Annotated in this window: 18 protein-coding genes; 5 read left to right on the top strand and 13 right to left on the bottom strand. The window is 74.1% G+C overall.

What is annotated here, in order from left to right:
- The first annotated feature begins 232 nt into the window (after window positions 1-232).
- The gene (locus tag GA0070216_RS06200) at window positions 233-2,698 is read left to right on the top strand and encodes a beta-glucosidase family protein (RefSeq protein ID WP_091240255.1); all 2,466 of its coding nucleotides are present in this window, start codon (window positions 233-235) and stop codon (window positions 2,696-2,698) included.
- Window positions 2,695-3,753, top strand: a complete 1,059-nt coding sequence (locus GA0070216_RS06195) for a LacI family DNA-binding transcriptional regulator (RefSeq protein WP_091240252.1) — start codon at window positions 2,695-2,697, stop codon at window positions 3,751-3,753. The genes GA0070216_RS06200 and GA0070216_RS06195 overlap by 4 nt, the downstream gene beginning before the upstream one ends.
- A gap of 176 nt (window positions 3,754-3,929) precedes the next feature.
- On the opposite strand, the gene GA0070216_RS06190 is transcribed toward GA0070216_RS06195, so the two are convergent.
- The 4 genes from GA0070216_RS06190 to GA0070216_RS06175 are packed head-to-tail and all read right to left on the bottom strand — an operon-like array spanning window position 3,930 to window position 7,324.
- On the bottom strand, window positions 3,930-4,439 hold the full coding sequence (locus GA0070216_RS06190) for an NUDIX hydrolase (protein ID WP_091240248.1): 510 nt from the start codon (window positions 4,437-4,439) through the stop codon (window positions 3,930-3,932).
- Window positions 4,440-4,448: 9 nt separating this feature from the next.
- Window positions 4,449-5,267 carry an SDR family NAD(P)-dependent oxidoreductase gene (locus tag GA0070216_RS06185; protein ID WP_091240244.1) on the bottom strand — a complete coding sequence of 273 codons (819 nt, stop codon included), beginning with the start codon at window positions 5,265-5,267 and terminating at the stop codon, window positions 4,449-4,451.
- Window positions 5,264-6,616, bottom strand: a complete 1,353-nt coding sequence (locus GA0070216_RS06180) for a flavin-containing monooxygenase (protein WP_091241003.1) — start codon at window positions 6,614-6,616, stop codon at window positions 5,264-5,266. The genes GA0070216_RS06185 and GA0070216_RS06180 overlap by 4 nt, the downstream gene beginning before the upstream one ends.
- Window positions 6,617-6,673: 57 nt before the next feature.
- Complete coding sequence (locus tag GA0070216_RS06175; RefSeq protein ID WP_176738852.1) at window positions 6,674-7,324, bottom strand: TetR/AcrR family transcriptional regulator; 651 nt, start codon at window positions 7,322-7,324, stop codon at window positions 6,674-6,676.
- A 58-nt stretch (window positions 7,325-7,382) separates the two neighbouring features.
- Between GA0070216_RS06175 and GA0070216_RS06170 the strand changes: the two genes are divergently transcribed.
- Window positions 7,383-8,747 carry an MFS transporter gene (locus GA0070216_RS06170; protein WP_091240241.1) on the top strand — a complete coding sequence of 455 codons (1,365 nt, stop codon included), beginning with the start codon at window positions 7,383-7,385 and terminating at the stop codon, window positions 8,745-8,747.
- Between the two features lie 12 nt (window positions 8,748-8,759).
- On the top strand, window positions 8,760-9,920 hold the full coding sequence (locus GA0070216_RS06165; protein ID WP_091240239.1) for a hypothetical protein: 1,161 nt from the start codon (window positions 8,760-8,762) through the stop codon (window positions 9,918-9,920).
- On the opposite strand, the gene GA0070216_RS06160 is transcribed toward GA0070216_RS06165, so the two are convergent.
- Window positions 9,908-12,037: a molybdopterin-containing oxidoreductase family protein gene (locus tag GA0070216_RS06160; RefSeq protein WP_091240234.1), complete on the bottom strand. Its 2,130-nt coding sequence runs from the start codon at window positions 12,035-12,037 to the stop codon at window positions 9,908-9,910. The two genes, GA0070216_RS06165 and GA0070216_RS06160, sit on opposite strands and share 13 nt — an antisense overlap.
- 252 nt (window positions 12,038-12,289) lie before the next feature.
- On the opposite strand from GA0070216_RS06160, the gene GA0070216_RS06155 reads away from it, so the two are divergent.
- The gene (locus GA0070216_RS06155) at window positions 12,290-12,631 is read left to right on the top strand and encodes an RNA polymerase-binding protein RbpA (protein WP_091240230.1); all 342 of its coding nucleotides are present in this window, start codon (window positions 12,290-12,292) and stop codon (window positions 12,629-12,631) included.
- 110 nt (window positions 12,632-12,741) lie between these two features.
- On the opposite strand, the gene GA0070216_RS06150 is transcribed toward GA0070216_RS06155, so the two are convergent.
- From GA0070216_RS06150 to GA0070216_RS06115, 8 genes are all read right to left on the bottom strand, one after another.
- A complete protein-coding gene (locus tag GA0070216_RS06150) occupies window positions 12,742-13,272 on the bottom strand; it encodes an FxsA family protein (protein WP_091240227.1) in 531 nt (176 codons plus the stop codon).
- 96 nt (window positions 13,273-13,368) lie between these two features.
- The gene (locus tag GA0070216_RS06145; protein WP_091240222.1) at window positions 13,369-14,142 is read right to left on the bottom strand and encodes a polyprenol monophosphomannose synthase; all 774 of its coding nucleotides are present in this window, start codon (window positions 14,140-14,142) and stop codon (window positions 13,369-13,371) included.
- 23 nt (window positions 14,143-14,165) lie between these two features.
- Window positions 14,166-15,731: an apolipoprotein N-acyltransferase gene (lnt, locus tag GA0070216_RS06140; RefSeq protein WP_091240995.1), complete on the bottom strand. Its 1,566-nt coding sequence runs from the start codon at window positions 15,729-15,731 to the stop codon at window positions 14,166-14,168.
- A gap of 617 nt (window positions 15,732-16,348) precedes the next feature.
- Window positions 16,349-17,698: a glutamate mutase L gene (locus GA0070216_RS06135; RefSeq protein ID WP_091240219.1), complete on the bottom strand. Its 1,350-nt coding sequence runs from the start codon at window positions 17,696-17,698 to the stop codon at window positions 16,349-16,351.
- Window positions 17,695-18,087 (bottom strand): 3-aminobutyryl-CoA ammonia lyase, encoded by a 393-nt coding sequence (gene kal / locus GA0070216_RS06130; protein WP_091240215.1) that lies wholly within the window; start codon window positions 18,085-18,087, stop codon window positions 17,695-17,697. The genes GA0070216_RS06135 and kal overlap by 4 nt, the downstream gene beginning before the upstream one ends.
- Entirely contained in the window at window positions 18,084-18,869 is a 786-nt protein-coding gene (kamE, locus tag GA0070216_RS06125; protein WP_091240992.1) for a lysine 5,6-aminomutase subunit beta, read from the bottom strand. The genes kal and kamE overlap by 4 nt, the downstream gene beginning before the upstream one ends.
- Window positions 18,870-18,904: 35 nt before the next feature.
- Complete coding sequence (gene kamD / locus GA0070216_RS06120; RefSeq protein ID WP_245722331.1) at window positions 18,905-20,500, bottom strand: lysine 5,6-aminomutase subunit alpha; 1,596 nt, start codon at window positions 20,498-20,500, stop codon at window positions 18,905-18,907.
- On the bottom strand, window positions 20,497-22,062 hold the full coding sequence (locus tag GA0070216_RS06115) for an amidohydrolase (RefSeq protein ID WP_091240212.1): 1,566 nt from the start codon (window positions 22,060-22,062) through the stop codon (window positions 20,497-20,499). Before GA0070216_RS06115 ends, kamD begins: the two co-directional genes overlap by 4 nt.
- Window positions 22,063-22,064 lie beyond the last annotated feature (2 nt).

Below are 22,064 nucleotides of genomic sequence, written 5' to 3'. Positions count from 1 at the left end.
TCCGGGTACCGGTCACCCCTTGACCGGTCGACGCGCAGGTGCCAACCTCGAACCGCCGCCTCGTCGTTCGGGCATCCGGGGCGGCATGTTCTCCGCGGTCGTCGAAGCGCTTCGCCGCTCCGGGCCGACGACCGCCACCACCACCGCGCGATGCCGCACGTCACCATGGCCGTCGAAGCGCTTCGACGGCCGGCCGGCGCCTCACCGCGAGCCCACCGGAAGGTAACCGCAGATGAACGACCCCACCGGACCGTCCCCCGAAGCACACGCCGACGACCTGCTGGCCCGGCTCACCCTGCCGGAGAAGATCGGCCTGCTGCACCAGTGGCAGGCCCCGGTGCCGCGCCTGGGACTGCCCGGCTTCCGCACCGGCACCGAGGCGCTGCACGGGGTCGCCTGGCTCGGCCCGGCCACCGTCTTCCCGCAGGCCGTCGGGCTGGCCAGCAGCTGGAACCCCGAGCTGATCCGGGCGGTGGGCGTCGCCGTCGGTGACGAGGTCCGGGTCAAGCACCAGGCCGACCCGGTCGCCGTCGGGCTCAACGTGTGGGCACCGGTGGTCAACCCGCTGCGCGACCCCCGGTGGGGCCGCAACGAGGAGGGCTGGTCGGAGGACCCGTGGCTGACCGGCCGGCTCGCCACCGCCTACGCGTCCGGGCTGCGCGGCGACCACCCCCACCGGCTGCGTACCGCCCCGACGGTCAAGCACTTCCTCGGCTACAACAACGAGACCGACCGGGCCACCACCTCCAGCGACCTGCCACCCCGGGTGTTGCACGAGTACGAACTGCCCGCCTTCCGCGCCCCGCTCGCCGCCGGCGCGGCGGTCGCCGTGATGGCCTCGTACAACCTGGTCAACGGGGTGCCCGCGCACCTGAGCCCGCTGCTGGAAGACGAACTGCGGCGGTGGACCTCCGACGAGCTGATGGTCGTCGGCGACGCCGGGGCGGCCACCAACATCGCCGGGGTGCAGGGCCACCTGCCCGACCACGTCACCGGCTTCGCCGCCGCCCTACGCGCCGGCATCGACAACTTCACCGAGGACGACACCGACAGCGGGCAGACCGTCCGACGCCTCACCGAGGCCCTCGACCGGGGGCTGATCGACGAATCCGACGTGGACCGGGCGGTGCGGCGCATCCTCACCGTCCGGGTCCGCCTGGGCGACCTGGACCCACCCGGGCAGGACCCGTTCGCCGGGGTGTCCCCCGACGTGCTCGACAGCCCCGCCCACCGGGAGTTGGCCCGGGAAGCCGCCTGCCAGTCGATCGTGCTGCTGCGCAACGACGGGCTGCTGCCCCTGCCCACCGACCCGGCGACCCGGGTGGCGGTGCTCGGCCCGCTCGCCGACACCGTCTACGAGGACTGGTACAGCGGCACCCTGCCCTACGCGGTCACCGCCCGGGAGGGCCTGGCCCGCCTGCTACCGACGGTCACCCACCACCCCGGCGCCGACCGGATCGCGTTGCGCGTCGGCGACCGGTACGTACGCTGCCCCCGCTCGTCCGAGGGCGGGCCGCTGACCGCCGACGACGGCCGCGACGGCACCTGGTTCGACGTGTTCGACTGGGGACAGGACGTGGTGGCGCTGCGCGCCGTCGCCAACGGCCGCCACGTCGGCGCCGACGACGACGGGGCGTTGGCCAACGACCGGCCCGGACCGGGCGGCTGGATCGTGCGGGAGACCTTCCGGTGGCACCCCCGCCCCGACGGTACGACCCTGCTGCACCACCTCGCCACCGGCGCGTACGTGCGGGTCGACGACGACGGGCGGCTGCGCGCCGACGCCACCGACCCGGACACCGCCACCGCCTTCACCGTCGAACTCGTCGCCGACGGCGCGGCCGAGGCCGCCGCGTTGGCCGCCGCCGCCGACGTCGCGGTCGTCGTCCTCGGCAACCACCCGATGGTCAACGGCCGGGAGACCGAGGACCGGGTCGACCTGGCCCTGCCCGCCGGACAGGAGCGGCTGCTGCGCGCCGTGCACGCGGCGAACCCACGGACGGTGCTGGTGCTCACCAGCAGCTACCCGTACGCGGTGGGCTGGGCGCAGGAGCACGTCCCGGCGGTGCTGTGGTCGGCGCACGGCGGGCAGGAACACGGCACCGCGCTGGCGCAGGTGCTGCTCGGCGACGCCGACCCCAGCGGCCGGCTCACCCAGACCTGGTACGCCGACGCCGCCGACCTGCCCGACCTGCTCGACTACGACGTGATCGGCGCGGACAGCACCTACCTGTACTACCGGGGCGAGCCGCTGTACCCGTTCGGCCACGGCCTCAGCTACACCCGGTTCGACTACGCTGACCTCCGGGTGAGCGCACCGACGGTGTCCGTCGGCGACGAGGTCGAGGTGAGCGTCGAGGTGACCAACACCGGCGACCGGGAGGGTACGGAGATCGTGCAGCTCTACACCCGGCAGCGGCGCTCCCGGGTCAAGCAGCCCCTGCGGCAGCTCCGCGACTTCGCCCGGGTCACCCTCGCCCCCGGCCAACGGCAGACGGTCACCCTGCGACTGCGGACCACCGATCTGTCCTGGTGGGACGCACACCTGGGCGGCCCCGTGGTGGAGGACGCCACGCACAGCCTGCTCGTCGGCCGCTCCGCCCGCGACGTCCGGGCCGTCGGCGCGGTGACCGTGCACGCCCGCCCCGCCCCGCAGCAGCCCCGCACGGCGGTACCGGCCGGCGGCGGTGCCCGGTGACCGGCACCCCCGGGCGTAGCCGCAGGTCGCCCGACCACGTCACCATCGTCGACGTCGCCCGGCACGCCGGGGTGGCCGTCAGCACCGTGTCGTACGTGCTCAGCGGGAAACGGGCCATCTCCGAGGTGACCCGTACCCGGGTGCTGGCCAGCATCCGCGAGTTGGGCTACCACCCGAACGCCGGGGCGCGGGCGTTGGCCAGCCGACGGGCCAACACCATCGCGCTGGTGCTGCCGCTGCGCGCCGGCATGCAGGTGCCGGTGGTGATGCAGTTCGCCATCGCCGTGGTCACCACGGCCCGCCGGTGCGACCACGACGTCCTGCTGGTCACCTCCGACGAGGGACCGTCCGGGCTGCGCCGCATCGCCGGCAGCGCCATGGTCGACGGGATGCTGGTGATGGACGTCGAGCTGGACGACTCCCGGGTGCCGCTGCTGCGGGACCTGACCCGGCCCAGCGTGCTGATCGGTGTCCCCGCCGACCCGACCGGGCTGACCTGTGTGGACCTGGACTTCCACCGCGCCGGCCAGGTGTGCGTGGAACACCTGGCCCGGTTGGGGCACCGCCGGGTGGCGCTGCTCGGTGCCCCGGCCGCCGTCTACGACCGGGGCACCGGCTTCGCCCACCGCACCCGCGCCGGGGTGGCCGCCGCCGCCGACCGGCACGGCGTCACCGTCGTCACCCAACCCTTCGAGGAGGGACCCGCGTCGATCCGTCAGGAACTCGCCGCCCTGCTCGACCGGCACCCCGACCTGTCCGCGTTGGTGGTGCAGAACGAGGCGGCCGTCGGGCCGGTGCTGGCCTGCCTGCCCACCCTCGGCCGGCGGGTGCCGCAGGACATGTCGGTGGTGGCGATCTGTCCCGACCAGTTCGCCGAGCAGGCCGCACCCCGGCTCACCTCGGTGCCGGTGCCCGCCGAGGAGATCGGCCGGCAGGCGGTGGCGTTGCTGATGCGCAAGCTGCACGACGAGCCGGTGCCGGAGGTGACCCTGCTACCGCCCCGGCTGACCATCCGGGACAGCACCGCCGCGCCGACCGTGCAGGTCCGGCGGTGACCGGCGGCAGCGCACCCGCTCCGCGACGACGCCCCCGCCGTCGACTGGCCGGACGCCTTGCGCACCGGGCGGCGGGCCGCTCGCGTGGGCACAGCCATACCACCCGGGGTTGGCGTTGACGGTCGACGCCACGCCCGCCCCGGTGCGCGACTACCGGCGCCCGGCCGGCCGGCCGGTCACAGCGCGTCGGGCCGGCACAGGGCGGGGTGGTGCTCGCCGGGCCGGGCGTACCAGGGGGTGTCGTCGGGGGCGGCGGCCGTGTCCAGCCGCAGCCGCGCCCACTCGTCCAGCTCCGGCAGCGCGTCGGGGGTGAACCAGGCCACCTCGGTGGACTCGTCACCGTCGGCGCGGGGGTGCCCGCCGACCGGCCGGCACCGGAACCACACGTTGAGGTACTCGCAGGCGTCGCCGTTGGGGTAGACCACCGGGTGGGTGGCGACACCGGCGATCCGGTCGACGACGACCCGTACCCCGGTCTCCTCCCACACCTCCCGCACGACGGCCTCGGCGGGTTGCTCACCCGGGTCGACCACCCCGGCGGGCAGCGACCAGCGGCCGTTGTCGCCCCGGCGGGCCAGCAGCACCCGGCCGGCGTCGTCGCGGACCACCCCGGTCACCCCGGGCAGCAGCAACAGGTCGTGCCCGACGTGGGCGCGGAGCTTGACGATGTACGGGGAGACGGCCACCGGCCCACGTTAACGGTCGCGGTGCCGGTGGACCATCCCGGCGGCCAGCGGGGCGGCGTCGAGGTCCCCGGCGGCGATCCGGGCGGCGACGGCCCGCCGGACCAGCCGGTCGGCGACGCCGGGGGCGTGTCGGGCCAGCGCCAACTCCAGCCGGCCACGGCGGGTGGTGGCGACGTCGCGGGGCGCCCGGCGGGCGGTGGCGGCCCGCAGCACGGCCGCGACGACGCCCCGCACGGGCTCCGGCCGGGACACCCCGCGCAGCGACAGGCCGGCGGCGGCGGTGCTGTCGTGGATCGGCGAGGCCACCATGCTGGGGTAGATCACACTGACACCGACGTGGGTGCCGACCTCGTGGCGCAGCGCGTCGGCGTACCCGACGAGGGCGCGTTTGCTGACCCCGTACGCGGCGGCCAACGGCAGTGGCAGCACCGCCATCCGGCTGGCCACGAAGACCACCCGCCCCCGGGCCGCGATCAGGTCGGGCAGGGCGGCGGCGGTGGTCCGCCACGCGGCGAGCAGGTTCACCTCCAGTTGCTGGCGCACGGTGTCGTCGGGCGGCAACTCGGCCGGAGCGGGACCACCGACACCGGCGTTGTTGATCAGCAGGTCGAGCCCGCCGAGCCGGTCCACGGCGGCGCGTACCGCGACCGGCACCGCCGGGGCGTCGGTCAGGTCACAGCCCAGCACCACCACCCCGGCGGTGGTGCCCGGACAGCGGTCCAGGCCCACCACCCGGGCCCCGGCGGCGTGCAGGGTGGCGCAGAGCTGCCGGCCGAAGGTGCCCCGGGCGCCGGTGACGATCACCCGCCGTCCGGCCAGGCCGGTCACCCGTCCCTCCCGGCGGGGGCCGCCGCGACGCCCCGGCCCTCGTCGCGGGCGGCGCGCCGGGACCCGGCGGTCAGCTCCCGGCCGAGCTGGCGCAGGTAGAGGTCGAAGTCGACCCGCATGGCGGGCCGCCGCTGCCCCCACCGCTGGGCCGCGGCCCGCCACTCGGCCCGGATGTCGGCGTGCTGCCGGGCCGGGTCGGGCAGCGCGTACCGGCCGGCGAGGTGTGCGGCGACCAGTCGGGCCTGCGCCTCCAGCAGGGGGAACGCCGCCCCGGTGGACTGCACCAACCCGACGAAGGTGAGGCCGGGCACGTCGGGGTGGAAGACGTGCCGGTACAGCGGCAGGGCGTCCGCGCCGTCGCCGAGCAGCGCCGGGTCGAGGAACGGGATCTCCACCCGGTAGCCGGTGCACCAGATGATCAGGTCGACCTCGTCGGTGCGGCCGTCGGTGAAGGTGACCCGGTCGCCGTCGAGGGCCGCGACCCCGGGGCGGGGGTGGATCTCCCCGTGCGACAGTCGGGACAGCAGGCCGTCGGAGAGGGTGGGATGGTCCTGGAGGAACCCGTGGGCGGGGGCGGGCAGCCCGTAGCGGGTGGGGCTGCCGACGGCAGCGGTGATCATGCCCTGGCTGATCCGCTGGCGCAGCCGCCACGGCAACCGCCGGGCCAGCGCCCCGTTGAGGGTGTCCGACGGGCGTCCCAGCAGGTGCTTGGGCACCACCCAGACCCCCCGGCGCAGCGACAACAGGGTCCGTTCCGCGGCGTACGAGGCGTCGACGGCGATGTCCATCGCCGAGTTGCCGCCGCCGACGACGAGGACCCGCCGCCCGGCGAGCTGTTCCGGGCTGCGGTAGGCGTGGCTGTGCATCTGCTTCGCGGTGCTCGTGCCGGCGACCGGGTCGGGCGCCCGGGGCACCCGGTTGTGGCCGTTCGCGACGACCACCGCGTCGACGGTGACCGAGGTCGGGCCGGCCGGACCGTCGGCGTGTACGGTCCACCGGTCGCCGCGTTCGGGCACCACCCGGTCGACGGTGTGCCGCAGCCGCACCGCCCGGGTCAGGGCGAACCGGTCGGCGTAGTCGGCCAGCCAGCCGGCGACGCGGCCGTGGTCGGGATAGTCGGGCCAGTCGGCGGGCATCGGGTGGTCCGCGAACTGGGTACGCGCCTTACTGGTGTTCAGGTGCAAGGTGCGGTACGCGGGCGAACCGGGCGCCCCGTACACCCACAGGCCGCCGACCCGGTCGCCGGAGTCGAAACAGACGGCCGGCACCTGCGCGTCGGCGAGCGCCTTGAGGGTGGCCAGGCCGGCCGGACCCGCCCCGATCACCGCCACCGTGGGTCGCTCCGCCATCACCACCCGCCCCTCAATCCAACGACTGTCGGATAATGGCCGGGGCGGGACGGCCCGTCAAGACCCGGCCGGGCCGTACAGGGCGTCGAGGAACCGGTGCACGAACACCCGGAACTCCCGGCGTTCCCGGGCCGGCGACCCGTCGGCGGTCGCCAACGCCACCACGTGCCCGTGCACCGCCCAGACCAGGCTGCGCACCGTCGTGTGCGGGATCGGCTCGACCAGCGCCCCGACCTGCGCGGCGGCGACGAGCAGGTCGGTGACCAACCGGTACAGCGGCACCGCGTAGCGGGCGTCGAGGTCGGCGTGCCGGTGCGGCTCCAACCAGCGCCGCAGCCACAGCGCGGTGGTCTCCGGCCGGTCCTCGGAGAAGTCCACGAACACGTCCACCAGGTCGTGCAGGGCCTGCCGGGCGGCCTGCGGCCCGGCGGTCAACGCCGACCGGGCCGACTCGGCGGCGGCCTGCAGCACCTCCTGCTCGGCGGCGAAGACCCGGGCGAAACAGGCGTCGTAGAGCTGCGCCTTCGTGCCGGTGTGGTGGGCGACCGTGGCCACGTCGACCCCGGCGGCGGCGGCGACCTCCCGCAACCCGACGGCGTCGAAGCCCCGCTGGGCGAACAACTCGGTCGCGGCGGCGAGCACCACCTCACGGGTCGGCCGGCTCTGGTCCCGCCGGGGCCGACCCGGACGGCGACGGGCGATGGTCATGGCCGCCATTCTGCCCCTACAATCCGACGACTGTGGGATTGGCAGGGAGGGGACGGCGATGCACGGGCCGGACCCGCTGACCGACGACACCACCGCACTGCCCCGGGGGCCGCTGCTGGGCTTCGCGGCCGGCTCCGTCGGCATGGGCGTCTGGGTGACCGTCCCCGGGCTGCTGCTGCTCTACTTCCTCACCGACGTCCTGGCCGTCACCCCGTGGCTGGCCGGGCTGGCCCTGCTGTTGCCGAAGGTCGCCGACGTGCTGCTGCACCCGTGGGTGGGGCACCGCTGCGACGTGGCCCAGACCCGCCGGGGCGACCGCCGTCGGTTGCTGCTGCTCGGCTGCGCGCTGCCGGCCGGGTTCGCCGCGTTGTTCGCGGTGCCCGCCGGGTGGACCGGCGGGCCGGCCGCCGCCTGGGTGGCGGTGGTGTTCGTCGCCGCGAACCTGCTCTTCGCCACCTACCAGGTTCCCTACCTGGCCACCCCCGCCGACCTGCGGATCGGCTACCACGAGCGGACCCGGCTGATGGCCTTCCGGATGGTGGCGCTGACCGTCGGCATCCTCGCCTCCGGGTTGCTCGCGCCACTGCTGACCGGCGGGGACGACGCCACCCGGGGCGGCTACCGCCGGATGGGTCTGCTGCTGGCGGTGGGAATGTTCGCCGCCCTGCTGATCGGCGTCACCGGCATCACCCGGCTGCGGCGGGTGGCCGCCGCACCCCCGGTCGCGCCCGGAGGTGGCCGACGGGCCCTGGTCGCCACCCTGCGGGACCCGCAGTTCCGCCGGCTCGTCACCGCCTACCTGGCCATGTCCACCAGCACCCACCTGGTGCTGGCCGCGGCCCCCTACTACGCCGAGTACGAACTGGGCCGCCCGCAGCTGACCACCGTGCTGGTGGCCGCGTTCGTCGCCCCGGCGCTGCTGGTCACCCCCGGCTGGTCGGCGGTGGCCCGCCGGATCGGCAAGCAGCGGGCGCTGCTGGCCGCGCAGGCCGCGTTCGCCGTCGGGTCACTGGTCCTGGCCGTCGGCGCGGCCGCCGGACTGCCGGTGCTGGTGACCGCGGTGGTGGTGCTCGGGGTGGCGTTCGCCGGGATGCAACTGCTGCCGTTCGCGATGCTGCCCGACGTGATCCGTGCCGGTGCCGGCGCCGCCGGCACCTACACCGGGGTGTGGACGGCCACCGAGGCCCTCGGTGGGGCGCTCGGCCCGTGGGCCTACTCCCTCTGCCTGGCCGGCGGCGGGTTCGTCGCCTCCACCGCCGGGCAGACCGTGCTCCAGTCCGACAGCGCACTGGCCGCCGTCCGGTACGGCTTCGGTCTGCTGCCGGCGGTGCTGATGCTCGGCGCGCTGCTGCGGCAACGCCGCTACACCCTGGACCGGGTGGCCCGGGTGGGCGGACCGCCGGCACATCCGGGCAGCCTCTAGACTTCCCCGTCGATGGACCCGCAGCCCTCCCCCACCGACCTGCGTCCCTGCGCGCACTGTGGACGTGACGTGCCGCAACGTGCCGGCGCGGGACGCCCGTTCCGCTACTGCCGGGACAACGACGGCGCCTGCCAGCGCGCGTCGCGCAACTCCCGGATGCGCCACCGCAACGCCCCCGGGCTGCCCGGCCAGGTGGCCCGCACCTGGGAGGCCGTCGACCGGCTCGACCATGTGGTGGAGACTCTCACCGAGGCGCTGCACGCCGAGTTGTCCCCGGTCGGCGTGGAACGGCAGCTCGCCCAGGCCCGCGCCGACGCCGCCACCGAGATCGCCCAGGCCCACACCGCCCGCGACGAGGCCCGCGAGGCCGCCGAGACGGCCGCCGCCGAAACCGCCCGGGCCCGGCAGGAGACCCGGGCCGCGACCGCCGCCGCCGACGCGGCGCAGGCCCGCGCGGCGCAGGCCGACGCCGACGCCGCCGCCGCGCAGGAACGGGCCGGTCAGGCCGACACGGCCGCCGACGCGGCCCGCCGCGACGCCAGCGCCGCGCAGGCGCTACGGGTGCAGGCCGAACGGGACCGCGACGCCGCCCGCCACGAACTGCGGACCCTGCGCGGCGAACGCGACACCGAGCGGCAGCGCGCCGCCGACCTGACCGCCGAACGCGACGCCGCCCGCGCCGACGCCGCCCGGCAGCAGGCCGACGCGCAGCGGGCCGCCGCCGACGCCACCGCCGCCCGGGAGGAGACCCGACAGGCCCGCGCCGACGCGGCGGCCGCCCGCACCGGGGCCGACAGCGCCGCGCAGCAGGCCCGGCGGGCCGAGGCGACCGCCGAGGCGGCCCAGCGGGATGCCGCCGCCGCGCGGGACGCCGCCGATGCCGCCCGGCAGGAGACCGCCGCGTCGACCGCCCGCGCCGCCGAGGACGTGGCCGCGGCCCTGGCCCGGGTGGACGCGCTGACCGCCGAACTGACCCGCACCCAGGACGAGGTGACGCAGGCGCACCGGGCGGCCGCCGCCGACCGGGCCCGGCTGGCCGAACTGGACCAGCTGCTGCCGGCGGCGCAGGCCGACCGCGACGCCGCCCACCGACGGGCCGGTCAGCTCGCCGACCAGGTCAGCGACCTGGCCACCGCGCTGGCCCGGCTCAGTGGCACCGGTCAGCCGGGCTGAGGCGACCCCGGCGGCGCGGTGGGGGTCGGCGCCGGTCGCCCCGCGTCGTCCGCCGGCAGCAGGTCCGCCGGGGCGGCCTGCACCTCGACCCGGGTGTCGTGGAACGTCGGCCCACCACCGAGGTCGGTGTCGCGGACCCCGGTGACCGCGTTGACGGTGCTGCCGCCGGGACTCAACCGCGCCCAGTACGCCTTGTAGGTGAACGCCAGCCCGGGGCGGGTGGCGTCGTCCACGGCGACGGCGGCCAGGAACTCCCCCCGGTCGTTGTGCACCCGCGCCGGGTCACCGTCGGCCAGGCCCCGGGCGGCGGCGTCGACGGGATGCAGGTGGATGCGGGGCGGGCCGGTGCGGCCCCGGTGCCAGGGCAGCGACGCGAACGTCGAGTTGAGGAAGAACCGGCCCGCCGGGGAGATCAACGCCAGGGGGAACCGGCGGGCCAACGTCGCGTCCCCCACCTCGACCGGCGGGGTGTAGCCGACCAACGGGTCGACGCCCTGCGCGGTCAGCCGCGGGTCGTGGAACCGGGCCCGCCCGTCGAGGCTGGGGAACCCGCCCTGCGCGTACGGGGCGGAACCCACCGCCACCCCGGTGGCCCGCGCGTACGTGCGACGGGTCAACTCCTCGTAGCTGATCCCGGTGCCGTCGAGCAGTTGCCGGGTCAACTCCTCGTCGCTGTCGCGTAGCCGGGGATGGTCCAGCCCGAGGGCGGCGGCGATCCGCCGGAAGATCTCGGTGTTGGGCAGCGCCTGCCCCGGCGGGTCGAGCACCGGCAGATTCAGGGTGGTGTAGTGGTGACCGTAGGAGGTGTGCAGGTCGAGGTGTTCGGGCTGCATGGTGGCCGGCAGCACCACGTCGGCGAAGTCGCAGGTGTCGGTCCAGCGTTGCTCCAGCACCACGGTGAACAGGTCGGCGCGGGTGAGTCCCTGACGCAGCCGGTTCTGGTCGGGCACGGTGGCGACGGGGTTGGTGTCGAAGACCACCAACGCGGTGACCGGCGGGTCCGCCTCCCCGGTGAGCGCGGCGGCGAGCCGACTCATGTTGATCGACCGGGCCGGTGGGGCGGGCATCCCGGCGGGCCGGGCCACCCGGTCGGAGTCGATGCGGTGGTGCCCGCTGGTGGTGGCCAACGCCCCACCACCGGGATACCGGAAATCGCCGGTGACCAGGGGGATCGACGCGATGGCCCGGACCGCCTGCCCGGCCCCGGCGTGCCGTTGCAGGCCGAGCCCGATCCGGATGGCGGTGGGCCGGGTGGTGGCGATCCGCTCGCCGAGGCGGCGTACCACGTCGACGTCGAGGCCGCACTCGGCGGCGGCGCGGTCCACCGGCCACTCGTCCAGGCGGGCCTCCAGCCGCTCCCAGCCGACGGTGTGCGCGGCGAGCCACGGCCGGTCGACACCACCGAGGTCCCGCACGTGCCGCATCAACCCCAGGGCGAGGGCGGCGTCGGTGCCGGGCAGCGGCGCCACGTGCGCGTCGCTGCGGGCCGCGGTGTCGGTACGCAGCGGGTCGATGGTGACGACGTACGCGCCACGCTGCTGGGCCTGCCGCACGAACGGCCAGTGGTGCAGGTTGGTGGAGAGCAGGTTCGCCCCCCACAGGACGATCAGTTTCGCCTCGACCACCGACTCCGGTTCGAAGCCGACGGACCCGCCGTAGACCGAACCCAGGGCGGCCCGGGAGGCGGCGGTGCAGATGGTGGTGCGCAACCGGGACGCCCCCAGGTGGGCGAAGAGCCGGGGACCCATCGTCCAGCCCTGCACCAACCCCATCGTGCCGGCGAAGTAGTACGGCAGGACCGACTCCGGGCCGTTGATGTCGATGCTGGCGCGCAACCCGCCGGCGACCCGACGTACCGCCTCCTCCCAGCTCGCCGGCCGGTACGACACCGGCCCGACCCCCTTGGGGCCGACCCGCACCAGGGGGGTGGTCAGCCGGTCGGGCCCGGTGACCGCGTCGAGGTAACGGTTGACCTTGCCGCACAACGCGCCCCGGGTGAACGGGTGCCCCGGATCACCGCGCAGCGCCACCGGCCGGCCGTCGGTGACGGTGAGCTGCCAGACACAGGTATCCGGACAGTCCAGGGGGCACGCGCCGGGATGCACGGTGGTGGCCATGCCGCGGATGCTATCGCCACCGGCCGCCGCCGCATGGCCCGTCGTCGGCGCGGCAACCCCCGGCGGCGGTTACCATCGCGGTGCACACCGAGACACGGCACCGATGTCGACCCGGCCGGAAACGAACCCGCCGGGTCGGTGTGGTGGCCGGCTACCCTTGCGGGGGTCGTCCCACCCGTCGGGCGGGAATGCCCCGGCGGTGACCGGCCGTTACACCGGAAGACCAGCACCACGAGCGAGGGGAAGTCGATCATGGGCGAGCGCATGCTGCGCGGAAGCCGTCTGGGCGCGGTCAGCTACGAATCCGACCGCAACACGGAGCTCGCGCCGCGCCAGACCCGCGAGTACCTCTGCGCCAAGGGCCACCAGTTCGAGGTCCCCTTCGCCGTCGACGCCGAGGTCCCCAGCACCTGGGAGTGCAAGTTCGACGGCAGTGTCGCCCGGCTCGTCGACGGCACCGAACCGGAGCAGAAGAAGGCCAAGCCGCCGCGCACCCACTGGGACATGCTGCTGGAACGGCGCTCCATCGCCGAACTGGAGGACATCCTCGCCGAACGGCTCCAGGAGGTCCGCACCCGCCGCGGTCGCGCCTGACGTACCGCAACGACGGCGCCCCCGGGGAGCTACTCCCGGGGGCGCCGTCACGCGTCACCACCGCTTCGTCACCGTCGGGCGGCAGCCCCGCACGCAGGACCGCCGACCGGTCAGGGCCGGCGGGGCTCCACGATCTCACCCTCGATGGCCCGCCCCTCGTCGACCACCGGCGGGGCCACCACGTCACCGTCGACCGGCGGCGACGCCGCCGGCTCACCCCGACGCACCCGCACCGTACGCGGACCGAACAGGTCACCGGCGACCATCGACGACACCCGCCGCTCGGTGGCCCGCTGCACCCCGGACCGGACCAACCGGCGCACCGGCGGCACCAGCAGCACCAGCCCCACCACCCCGCTGAGCAGGCCCGGGATCGCCAGCAGCAACGCGCCGGCCAACCCGACCAGACCGTCGGTCACCTGCCGGCCCGGCGGCTGCCGGGACTCCACCGACGTGCGGAACCCCCGCCAGGCGCGCATCCCCTCCCGGCGCAGCAACACCAGACCCACCAGGGACGCGGCGAACACCAGCAGCACCGCCGTGCCGAACCCGACGGCCCGGCCCACCCCGATGAACACCGCCAACTCCGCCACCACCGCCAGCAGCAGGGCCGGTGGCACGAACCTCAGGTATCGGCGCATCTCACCTCATCCGCATCGCGCGGCACCCGCTCACCACCACCGGCCGGACAGAACCCGGGGCGACAGGACCGCCCCTCCAGCATGCCACGCCCCACGTCACGGCCACCGGTCATGACCGCGACGCCGTCGACCCGGCCGCCGGTCCCGCAACCCCCAGGTGGTGATCCGCCACAACGCCTCGGCCACGATCAACGGGCTCATCTTGCTGGCCCCCCGCTCCCGTTCGACGAACGTGATCGGCACCTCCACGATCCGCACGCCCGCCCGGTACGCCAACCGCGACAACTCCACCTGGAACGAATACCCCTGCGAGCACACCGACTCCAGGCGCATCGCCCGCAACGCCGACAACCGGTACACCCGGAAACCGCCGGTGGCATCCGACACCGGCATCCCCAACGCCAACCGCGCGTACAGATTCCCGCACCGCGACAGCACCAACCGCCGCCACGGCCAGTTCACCACCCGCGCCCCACCCACCCACCGCGACCCGATCACCACATCCGCGTCACGGGCCGCAGCCAGCAGGGCGGGCAGATCCTCCGGGGCGTGCGAACCGTCGGCGTCCATCTCCACCACCGCGTCGTAGCCGCGCTGCCGCGCCCACCCGAACCCGGCCAGGTACGCCGCACCCAACCCCTCCTTGCCGGGCCGGTGCAGCACGTGCACCTGCCCGTCGGTGGCGGCCATCGCATCGGCCAGCACCCCCGTACCGTCGGGGCTGTTGTCGTCGGCGACCAGCACGTCCACCGCCGGAGCCGCCCGGCGGACCCGGGCCACCACGTCGGCCACGTTGTCGGCCTCGTTGTAGGTGGGAATCACCACCAGCACCCGACCCACCCCCGGCTGCCCCGCGACTGCCTGACCCACGCCTCTCCCCCGTTCCTGCCGGCTCAACCGGCGGCGGTGACCTCCCGTCGACGGCGCAGCACCCCCGCGACGGCCAACGCCGCCACCGCCAGGCCCGCCAACGCCAACTCCGGCCACCTCCCGGCCCGGGTGGCCGGGGTCCGCCCGTCGGAGAGCGTCACCTGCCGCACCACCACCGCCCGGGTGTTGAACCCGGTGGCGTCGCTTACCCGCCCGTCCGGGGCGACGAACCCGGACACCCCGACCGTCGAGGCCATCAACGCCGCACGACCGTGCTCCACCGCCCGCAACCGCACCATCGCCAACTGCTGTCGGGCCTCCGCCACGTCGAAGGTCGCGTTGTTCGTCTGCACCACCAGCAGCTGCGCCCCACCGTCGACGGTGTCCCGCACCAGGCCGTCGTAGGCGACCTCGAAGCAGATCACGTCACCGAGCACCACCGCGCCCGCGTCGACCACCCCCGGGGTCGTCCCCGCCACGAAGTCGGCGCGCACCCGGTCGACCTGCGACGACACCTTCCGGGCCAGCGACCGCATCGGCACGTACTCGGCGAACGGCACCGGATGCCGCTTGGTGTACAGCTGGGTCAGATCCGGGCCGGTGCCGGGCCGCCACAGGATGCCGGCGTTGCGGACCTCACCGGCACCGGGACCGGCGAGCACCGCACCGACCAGGATCGGCGCACCGATCGCGTCAGCGGCCTCGGAGATCCGCGCCCCGGCGGCGGCATTGCGCAACGGATCGATGTCCGAGGAGTTCTCCGGCCACACCACCAGGTCGGGACGCGGCACGGCCCCGCTGGCGACCTGCCCGGCCAACGTCACCGTCGCATCGACGTGATTGTTGAGCACCGCCTGCCGCTGGGCGTTGAAATCCAGGCCCAACCGCGGCACGTTGCCCTGCACGATCGCCACCTGTAAAGACCGGCCGCCGCCGGGAGCACCGGTGGGCACCGCCACCCCCACCCCGACCAGCAGCAACAACCCGACCGCGACCCCGGCCACCGGCCGCCACACCCCGTCCGGACCCGGCCACCGCCGCCACCACCCCACCACCAGCAACCCGCCGGCCACCGCCACCACCCCGGTCACCAGCGGAGCACCACCGAGCCACGCCCACCCCAGCAACGGCGACGCATCCTGGCTGAACGCCAACCGCCCCCACGGGAACCCCCCGAACGGCGTCCGGTCGCGCAGCGCCTCCTGCCCCACCCACAACACCCCGGTCACCGCCGGCCACGCCCACCGCCACCGGTCCACCACCGGCGACACCCACGCCGTCGCCGCCCCCAGCACCGCCAGGTAGCCGGCCTGCAACAACGACAGCAACACCCATGGCAACAAACCGGTGTGCAGGTTGGTCCACGCCAACAACGGGGCGAACAACGCCACCCCGGTCAGGAACCCCAACCCGGCACCGGCGCGCAGCCGCCGCCGGTGCGCCGCCACCGCCAACCCGGCCACCCCCACCGGCGCCAACGGCCACCACCCGTACGGCGGGAACGCCACCAACAGCGCCACCCCGGCCGCCACCGCCACCGGCACCGCCACCCGCACCGGCAACGGCCCACTGGTCGCCCGCACCACCATCGGGGTACGCGTCTCATCCCGGTCGAGCGTCGTCACCGGCACCTCACCACGATCACGGGCCGAAGGCTACCCGCCCCACCCCGACACCCCGGAACCCCCGAGCAGGGGCCGCCGCAACAGGCGACGGATGGGCAGCCCGACCAACCACCACCGCGCCCACCGAAGGCCGGACCGCACCGCGCCACCGGGAAAACGGACACCGGTAGCGGGCCACCACGGGCGGACACAAAATCGGGGCGCGGCCTAAGCCGCGCCCCGATGCTCCCAGGCCCTTCCCGGCCGGTGGGGCGAGAATGAGCGGCGCCGACCTTCGGACCGACCTGACGGTGGACTGGCTGCCCCCGCCCGGCCGTTGTCTACTGGCCGTACCCCTCACCCTGCCCGTACACCGGTAACCGCGGCCGGTTCGCGCCGCCCCGCCGACCCCCGCCCGCTGGACCTGGCCGCCGCGACGAGACGCACCAACAATGTCGCTCGGCCAGCGGACGAAGGGACGAAGCGAACAACAGCCGCTTCCCGTAGTAGGACTCAAAGACGGTACGGCCTACACCCCCGCCGCTGTCAACCCACCCCCGGCCAGTCGCACCCACCAACCCGGCGTGTCGCGTCGGCGCGGCTCACTCCCCACCGAGATGCCGACCCAGCAACGCCCCCGCCGCCACCGGATGCTCCCCGGCGAGCAACCCACCGGCGGCCAGCACGTAATCCACGTCCACCACCGGCCGTGCCGCCCGCGGCAACGGCCACCCCCCGGCATGATCGGTGAGCACCTGCGTCAACACCCCCACCGCCGCACCGGCCTGCGCGTGACGCAACACACCACCGGAACCCACCAGCAGCCGCACATCCCGCAGATCCCGACCGGCCCGCTCCCCCGTCGCCGCACCCCGGGCATGCCGCCGCAACGCCACCGTCGCCGCCAACGCCGCGATCCGCCCGTCCACCGCCAGACCCTCCCCGTCAGCCGGCAGGAACCCCGGATCAGCCGCCCGCACCGCCGCCGCCGCCGCCAACGCCTCCTGCCCGGCCGCATCGAGCAGCCGCTCCTGCACCGCCGCCCGCACCACCCCCGGCGCGCTCCACCGCATCCCCAGATCACCCTCCACGGTGCGGGCCCGCCACAACACCCCGGCCACCTCCCCACCCGGCCCACCGGCCCGCTCGTCCGGCGTCAGCACCGAATACACGTCGGTCGTCGCCCCACCCACGTCCACCACCGCCAGATCCCCACCCACCACGTCGGCGAGGACCTCCACCCCGGTCAACACCGCATCGGGGGTGGCCGCCCGCACCAACCGGGCGAACCGGGGCCCCCGCGACAACCGCTTACCCCCGATGACGTGCCGCAGGAACACCTCCCGGATCGCCGCCCGCGCCGACGCCGGGGCCAACACCCCGATCCGGGGCAGCACGTTGTCCGCCACCGTCACCGGCACCCCCGCCGCCGCCAACACCTCCCGCAACCCGTCCCGGACATCGACGTTGCCGGCCAACACCATCGGCACCCGCCACCGGGCCCGCGCCAACCGGGTCGCGTTGTGCGTCACCGTGTCGACATCCCCACCATCGGTGCCACCGACCAGCAACACCACATCCGGCCGGGCCGCCCGCATCGCCGCCAGATCCGCCGCCGCCAACCGGCCCGCCGCCACGTGCACCACGTTCGCCCCCGCCGACAACCCCACCCGACGCCCCGCCTGCGCGGTCACCAACGGCTCGTAACCCACCACCGCCAGCCGCAACCCACCCCCGGCCGACGAACACACGTACCACGGCAGGCGGTGGGGGTCTGCCGTGACACCGGCGCGGCCCACCGCCACGCCGACCGCCGCATCCAGACCGTGCAGCACATCCGTGCCGACCGTCGTCGGCGCCGACGACGCCCCCACCAACCGCCCCGCGTCCAGGTCCACCACCGCCGCCTTCGTCCAGGTCGACCCGACGTCGGCGCAGACCACCAGACTCACGCCGCCCCGGGAACGACCACGGTGCCCGTCGCCGTCACCGCCACCACCGGCTCCGCCAACACCTCCGCCGCCGACCCACCCCGCTCCGGCCGCCCCCGACACACCACCCGCGCCACGAAGTCGATCGTCCGGCTCCGGGTGCCCACCCGCACCACCGTCGCCGTCACCTCGACCACGTCACCCGCCCGCACCGCCGCCAGGAACTGCACATCCGCGTACGACGCGAACAACCCCTCGTCCCCATCGGTACGGATACACACCTCCGTCGCCACATCCCCGAACAACCCCAACGCGTACGCCCCGTCCACCAGGTTCCCCGCGTAATGGGCGTGCGCATACGGCACGTACCGCCGGTGCGTCACCGTCAACCCGACCCGGGAGTCACTCATACCCTCGCCTTCCTGTCCGTCACCAACGCATGCACCAGATACGACGCCACCTCACCCGGCGTGGTCCCCCGACCGAAGATCCGGTCCACCCCCAACTCGGCGGTCATCTTCTCGTCGAACCGCGGCCCACCCACGATCAGCAACGGCCGCTTCCCCGCCGGCAACGCCTCCCGGAACGCCGCCGACATCTCCCGCGTGTTGTGCAGATGCGCATCACGCTGCGTCACCACCTGCGACACCAGGACCGCATCCGCCCGCTCCCGCCGGGCCGCCTCCACCAACTCCGGCACACTGACCTGCGCACCCAGATTGGTCACCTTCAACTCCCGGTAATACTCCAGACCCTTCTCCCCCGCGATGCCCTTCACATTCAGGATCGCGTCGATACCGACCGTGTGCGCGTCCGTGCCGATACACGCCCCCACCACCGACAACTTCCGGCGCAACCGCTGCTTCACCACCGCATTGACCTCCTTGGCGCCCAGCAACGGAAAGTCCCGCTCCACCACCTGCACCCGATCCAGGTCCACCAGATGGTGCACCCGCCCGTACACCACGAAGAAGGTGAACCCGTCACTCATCGGCTTCGCGTGCACCAGCATCGCCGGATCGATACCCATCCGGTTCGCCAACTGCACCGCCGCACCCTCGGCCCGCTTGTCATGCGGCACCGGCAACGTGAACGACACCTGCACCATCCCGTCACCGGTGGTGTCCCCGTACGGCCGGACCACCCGCTTCCCACCGGACTCCACGACGCCCACGCCGGGCTCGCCGGTCATGCTCTCGCGGCCCTCGCTCCGCTCGGTGCGCCCGCTCATGCCACCTGCTCCAGGATCTCCGTCGCCGGGTTGTAGTAGGCCGCCTCGTGCCGCGCCACCCCCGCCAGCCCCTTACCCCGGTCCGCCGGCCGCTTCATGATGCCGAACGTGCCCTCGGCGATCGCCGTCAACAACGACTGGTCCCCGATCCGCTCCAGCAGATCCACCGCCTCACCCAGCACCCGGTGCGCCCGCTGCTGGATGAACCCACCCGGCGCCGGCACGAAATCCTCGTGCAACCCACCCGCCGCACCCAACACGTACCGCACGTTCTGCAGGGCGATGTCCCGATCCGACAACCACGGCGTCACCACCGCCTCCGTCATCATCCCCACCAACAGGATCCCCTGCCCCGTCATCGCGCCCACCAGATTGAAGAACCCGTCCAACAGATTCCCCCGGAACACGTCACCGGTCATGTGCTTCGTCGGCGGCATCCACTTCAACGGCGCATCCGGAAACAACTCCCGCGCCAACAACGCGTGCGCCAACTCCAACCGGAACGACTCCGGCACATCCGGGTTGATCTCGAACGCGTGCCCCAGACCCAACTGCCAGTCCGCCAACCCCGCCTCATGCGCGAAGAACTCGTTGAGCAACTGCGACACCGTCACCGTGTGCGCCTCGTCCACCGCATCCGCCGTGGTCAGATAGTTGTCCTCACCGGTGTTGATGATGATCCCCGCCCGCGCGTGCACCTGCCGCGAAAACCGCTGGTCCACGAACGTCCGAATCGGATTGATGTCCCGGAACAGAATCCCGTACATCGAATCGTTGAGCATCATGTCCAGCCGCTCCAGACCGGCCAACGTCGCCATCTCCGGCATACACAACCCCGACGCGTAATTCGTCAACCGCACATAGCGGCCCAACTCCTTCGACGTCTCATCCAACGCCGCCCGCATCAACCGGAAGTTCTCCTGCGTCGCGTACGTCCCCGCGAACCCCTCCCGGGTCGCCCCCTCCGGCACATAATCCAACAACGACTGCCCCGTCGACCGGATCACCGCGATCACGTCCGCACCCGCCCGCGCCGCCGCCTGCGCCTGCGGAATGTCCTCATAGATGTCCCCGGTAGCCACGATCAGATAGATCCACGGCCGCCGCTTCGGATCCCCGTACCGCCGGACGAGACGCTCCCGCTCCGCCCGCCGCCGATCCACCTGCCGCACACCCGCCGCCACCGCCCGGCGCGACGCCCGCCGCGCCGCCGTCGCCGCCTTCCCCGACGGCACCACGAACCGCACCGACCCCGCCGCCGCCTTCTGCGCCAACAACGTCACATCCGGGACACCCTCCCGGACCAGCGCGTCGAACACCGGCAACGCCACCCCGTGACCCAGACCGACATCCGCCACCACCGCATCCACCAACCGGTTCACCCACGGAATCCCATCCGGATCCGCACCCGACACCCCGGCCAGCCTCAACACCGCCCGCTCCACCGACACCGTCGTGTGACTACGCGCCAGATCCACCACCGGCTGCCCGGCCCGACGCGCCAACTCCCGCGCCCGCCCCACCAACACCGGATCAAGACCAAGCTTGCCCGACCCGCCCTGCCGCGCCGTACCGATGGATCGCTCGCTCACGAAATGCCTTCCTCATAGATGACCTCACCGCGCAACACCGTGCGCCGACACACCGGCAACGGCGTCGGATCCGCCGGCCCCCGCAACTCCGGATCGTCGGCCTGCAACACCGGCAACCCCCGCTCCACCCCCACCGGGGTGTCCCACACCGCGAACGTCGCCGGCGCCCCCAACGCGAGCACACCCTCGTTGTCCAGGTGCACCGCCCGCCACCCGCCCCGGGTGTGCGCCGCGAACGCCGCCCGCACACTCATCCGCTGCGCCGCACTGTGATGCGCCGCCGCCGCCCGCACCGACCCCCACGGATCCAACGGCGTCACCGGCGAATCCGACCCGAACGCCAACGCCACCCCCACACCGTGCATCGCCCCCATCGGATTCGACTCCAACGACCGGGCCAGACCCAGCCGCGATTCGTACATCCGACCCGCACCACCCCACAACCGGTCGAACGCCGGCTGCATGCTCGCCACCACCCCGTACTCCACGAACCCCGCGATCAACCGCTTACTCATGATCTCCGCGTGCTCCACCCGGTGCCGGGCCGCCCGCACCCGGTCCGTCCCCAACACCGCCGCCGCCGCAGCGAACCCCGCCAACACCGTCGAGATCGCCGCATCCCCGATCGCATGGAACCCGCCCTGCATCCCGTGCGCCGCACAATCCACCAGATGGTCACGCACCTGAACAGCGTTCAGATAACCGTGCCCGCAACCCTCACCATCGACGTAGTCCCGCGACACGTGCGCCGTCCGCGACCCCAACGCCCCGTCCGCGAACAGATCACCACCCGCACCCACCGCACCCAACTCCCGGGCCCGCGCCGCCCCCGACAACTCACCCCAGTACCCGTACACCTCCGGCAACCCCGCACCCGACAACGCCAACAACCCGGTGAAGTCCTCCTCGTCGGAAATCTGCGGACCACCACACTCGTGCACCGCCGCGATCCCCAACGACGCCGCATGCGCCAACGCCACCCGCTGCGCCGCCACCCGCTGCGCCCGACCCACCGAACCCTGCGCCGCCACCCGCACCACATGGTGCGCGTCCCGCCGCAACCACCCCGAAGCGTCGAAACCCGGCACCCCCGCCGCCTCCGGACACGCCGCCAGCAACGCCTGCGACACCAACGCCGAATGGATCGACGCCTGCGACAGGTACACCCGCCGGCCACCCGCCGCCCGATCCAGCTCCACCGCCCCCGGCAGCCGCGGATCCACCCACGTCGACTCGTCCCAGCCGTGCCCCAACACCACCGCGTCACCCGGCCGACCCGCCGCGAACGCCGACACCGACGCCAGCAACTCCCCCGACGACCGCACCGACGACAGATCCAGGCCCGACAACACCAACCCGGTGTCCGTGGCGTGCACGTGCGCGTCCACGAACGCCGGCGTCACCAACGCCCCGTCCAACTCCACCACCCGATCGGCAGCCGGCGCATCCGCGTCACCACCCAACCAGGCGATCCGCCCGTCCCGCACCAACAGCGCCGTCGCGCTCGGCTCCGCCGGACAGTGCAGCACTCCACCGCAGTACAACGTCGAGGGGTTCGTCATGG

It is taken from the genome of Micromonospora matsumotoense, from assembly GCF_900091525.1.
GTDB classification, from domain to species: Bacteria; Actinomycetota; Actinomycetes; order Mycobacteriales; family Micromonosporaceae; genus Micromonospora; species Micromonospora matsumotoensis.
The sequence above is the reverse complement of the archived record's forward strand: the minus strand, read 5'-3'. Positions and strand labels throughout refer to the sequence as shown.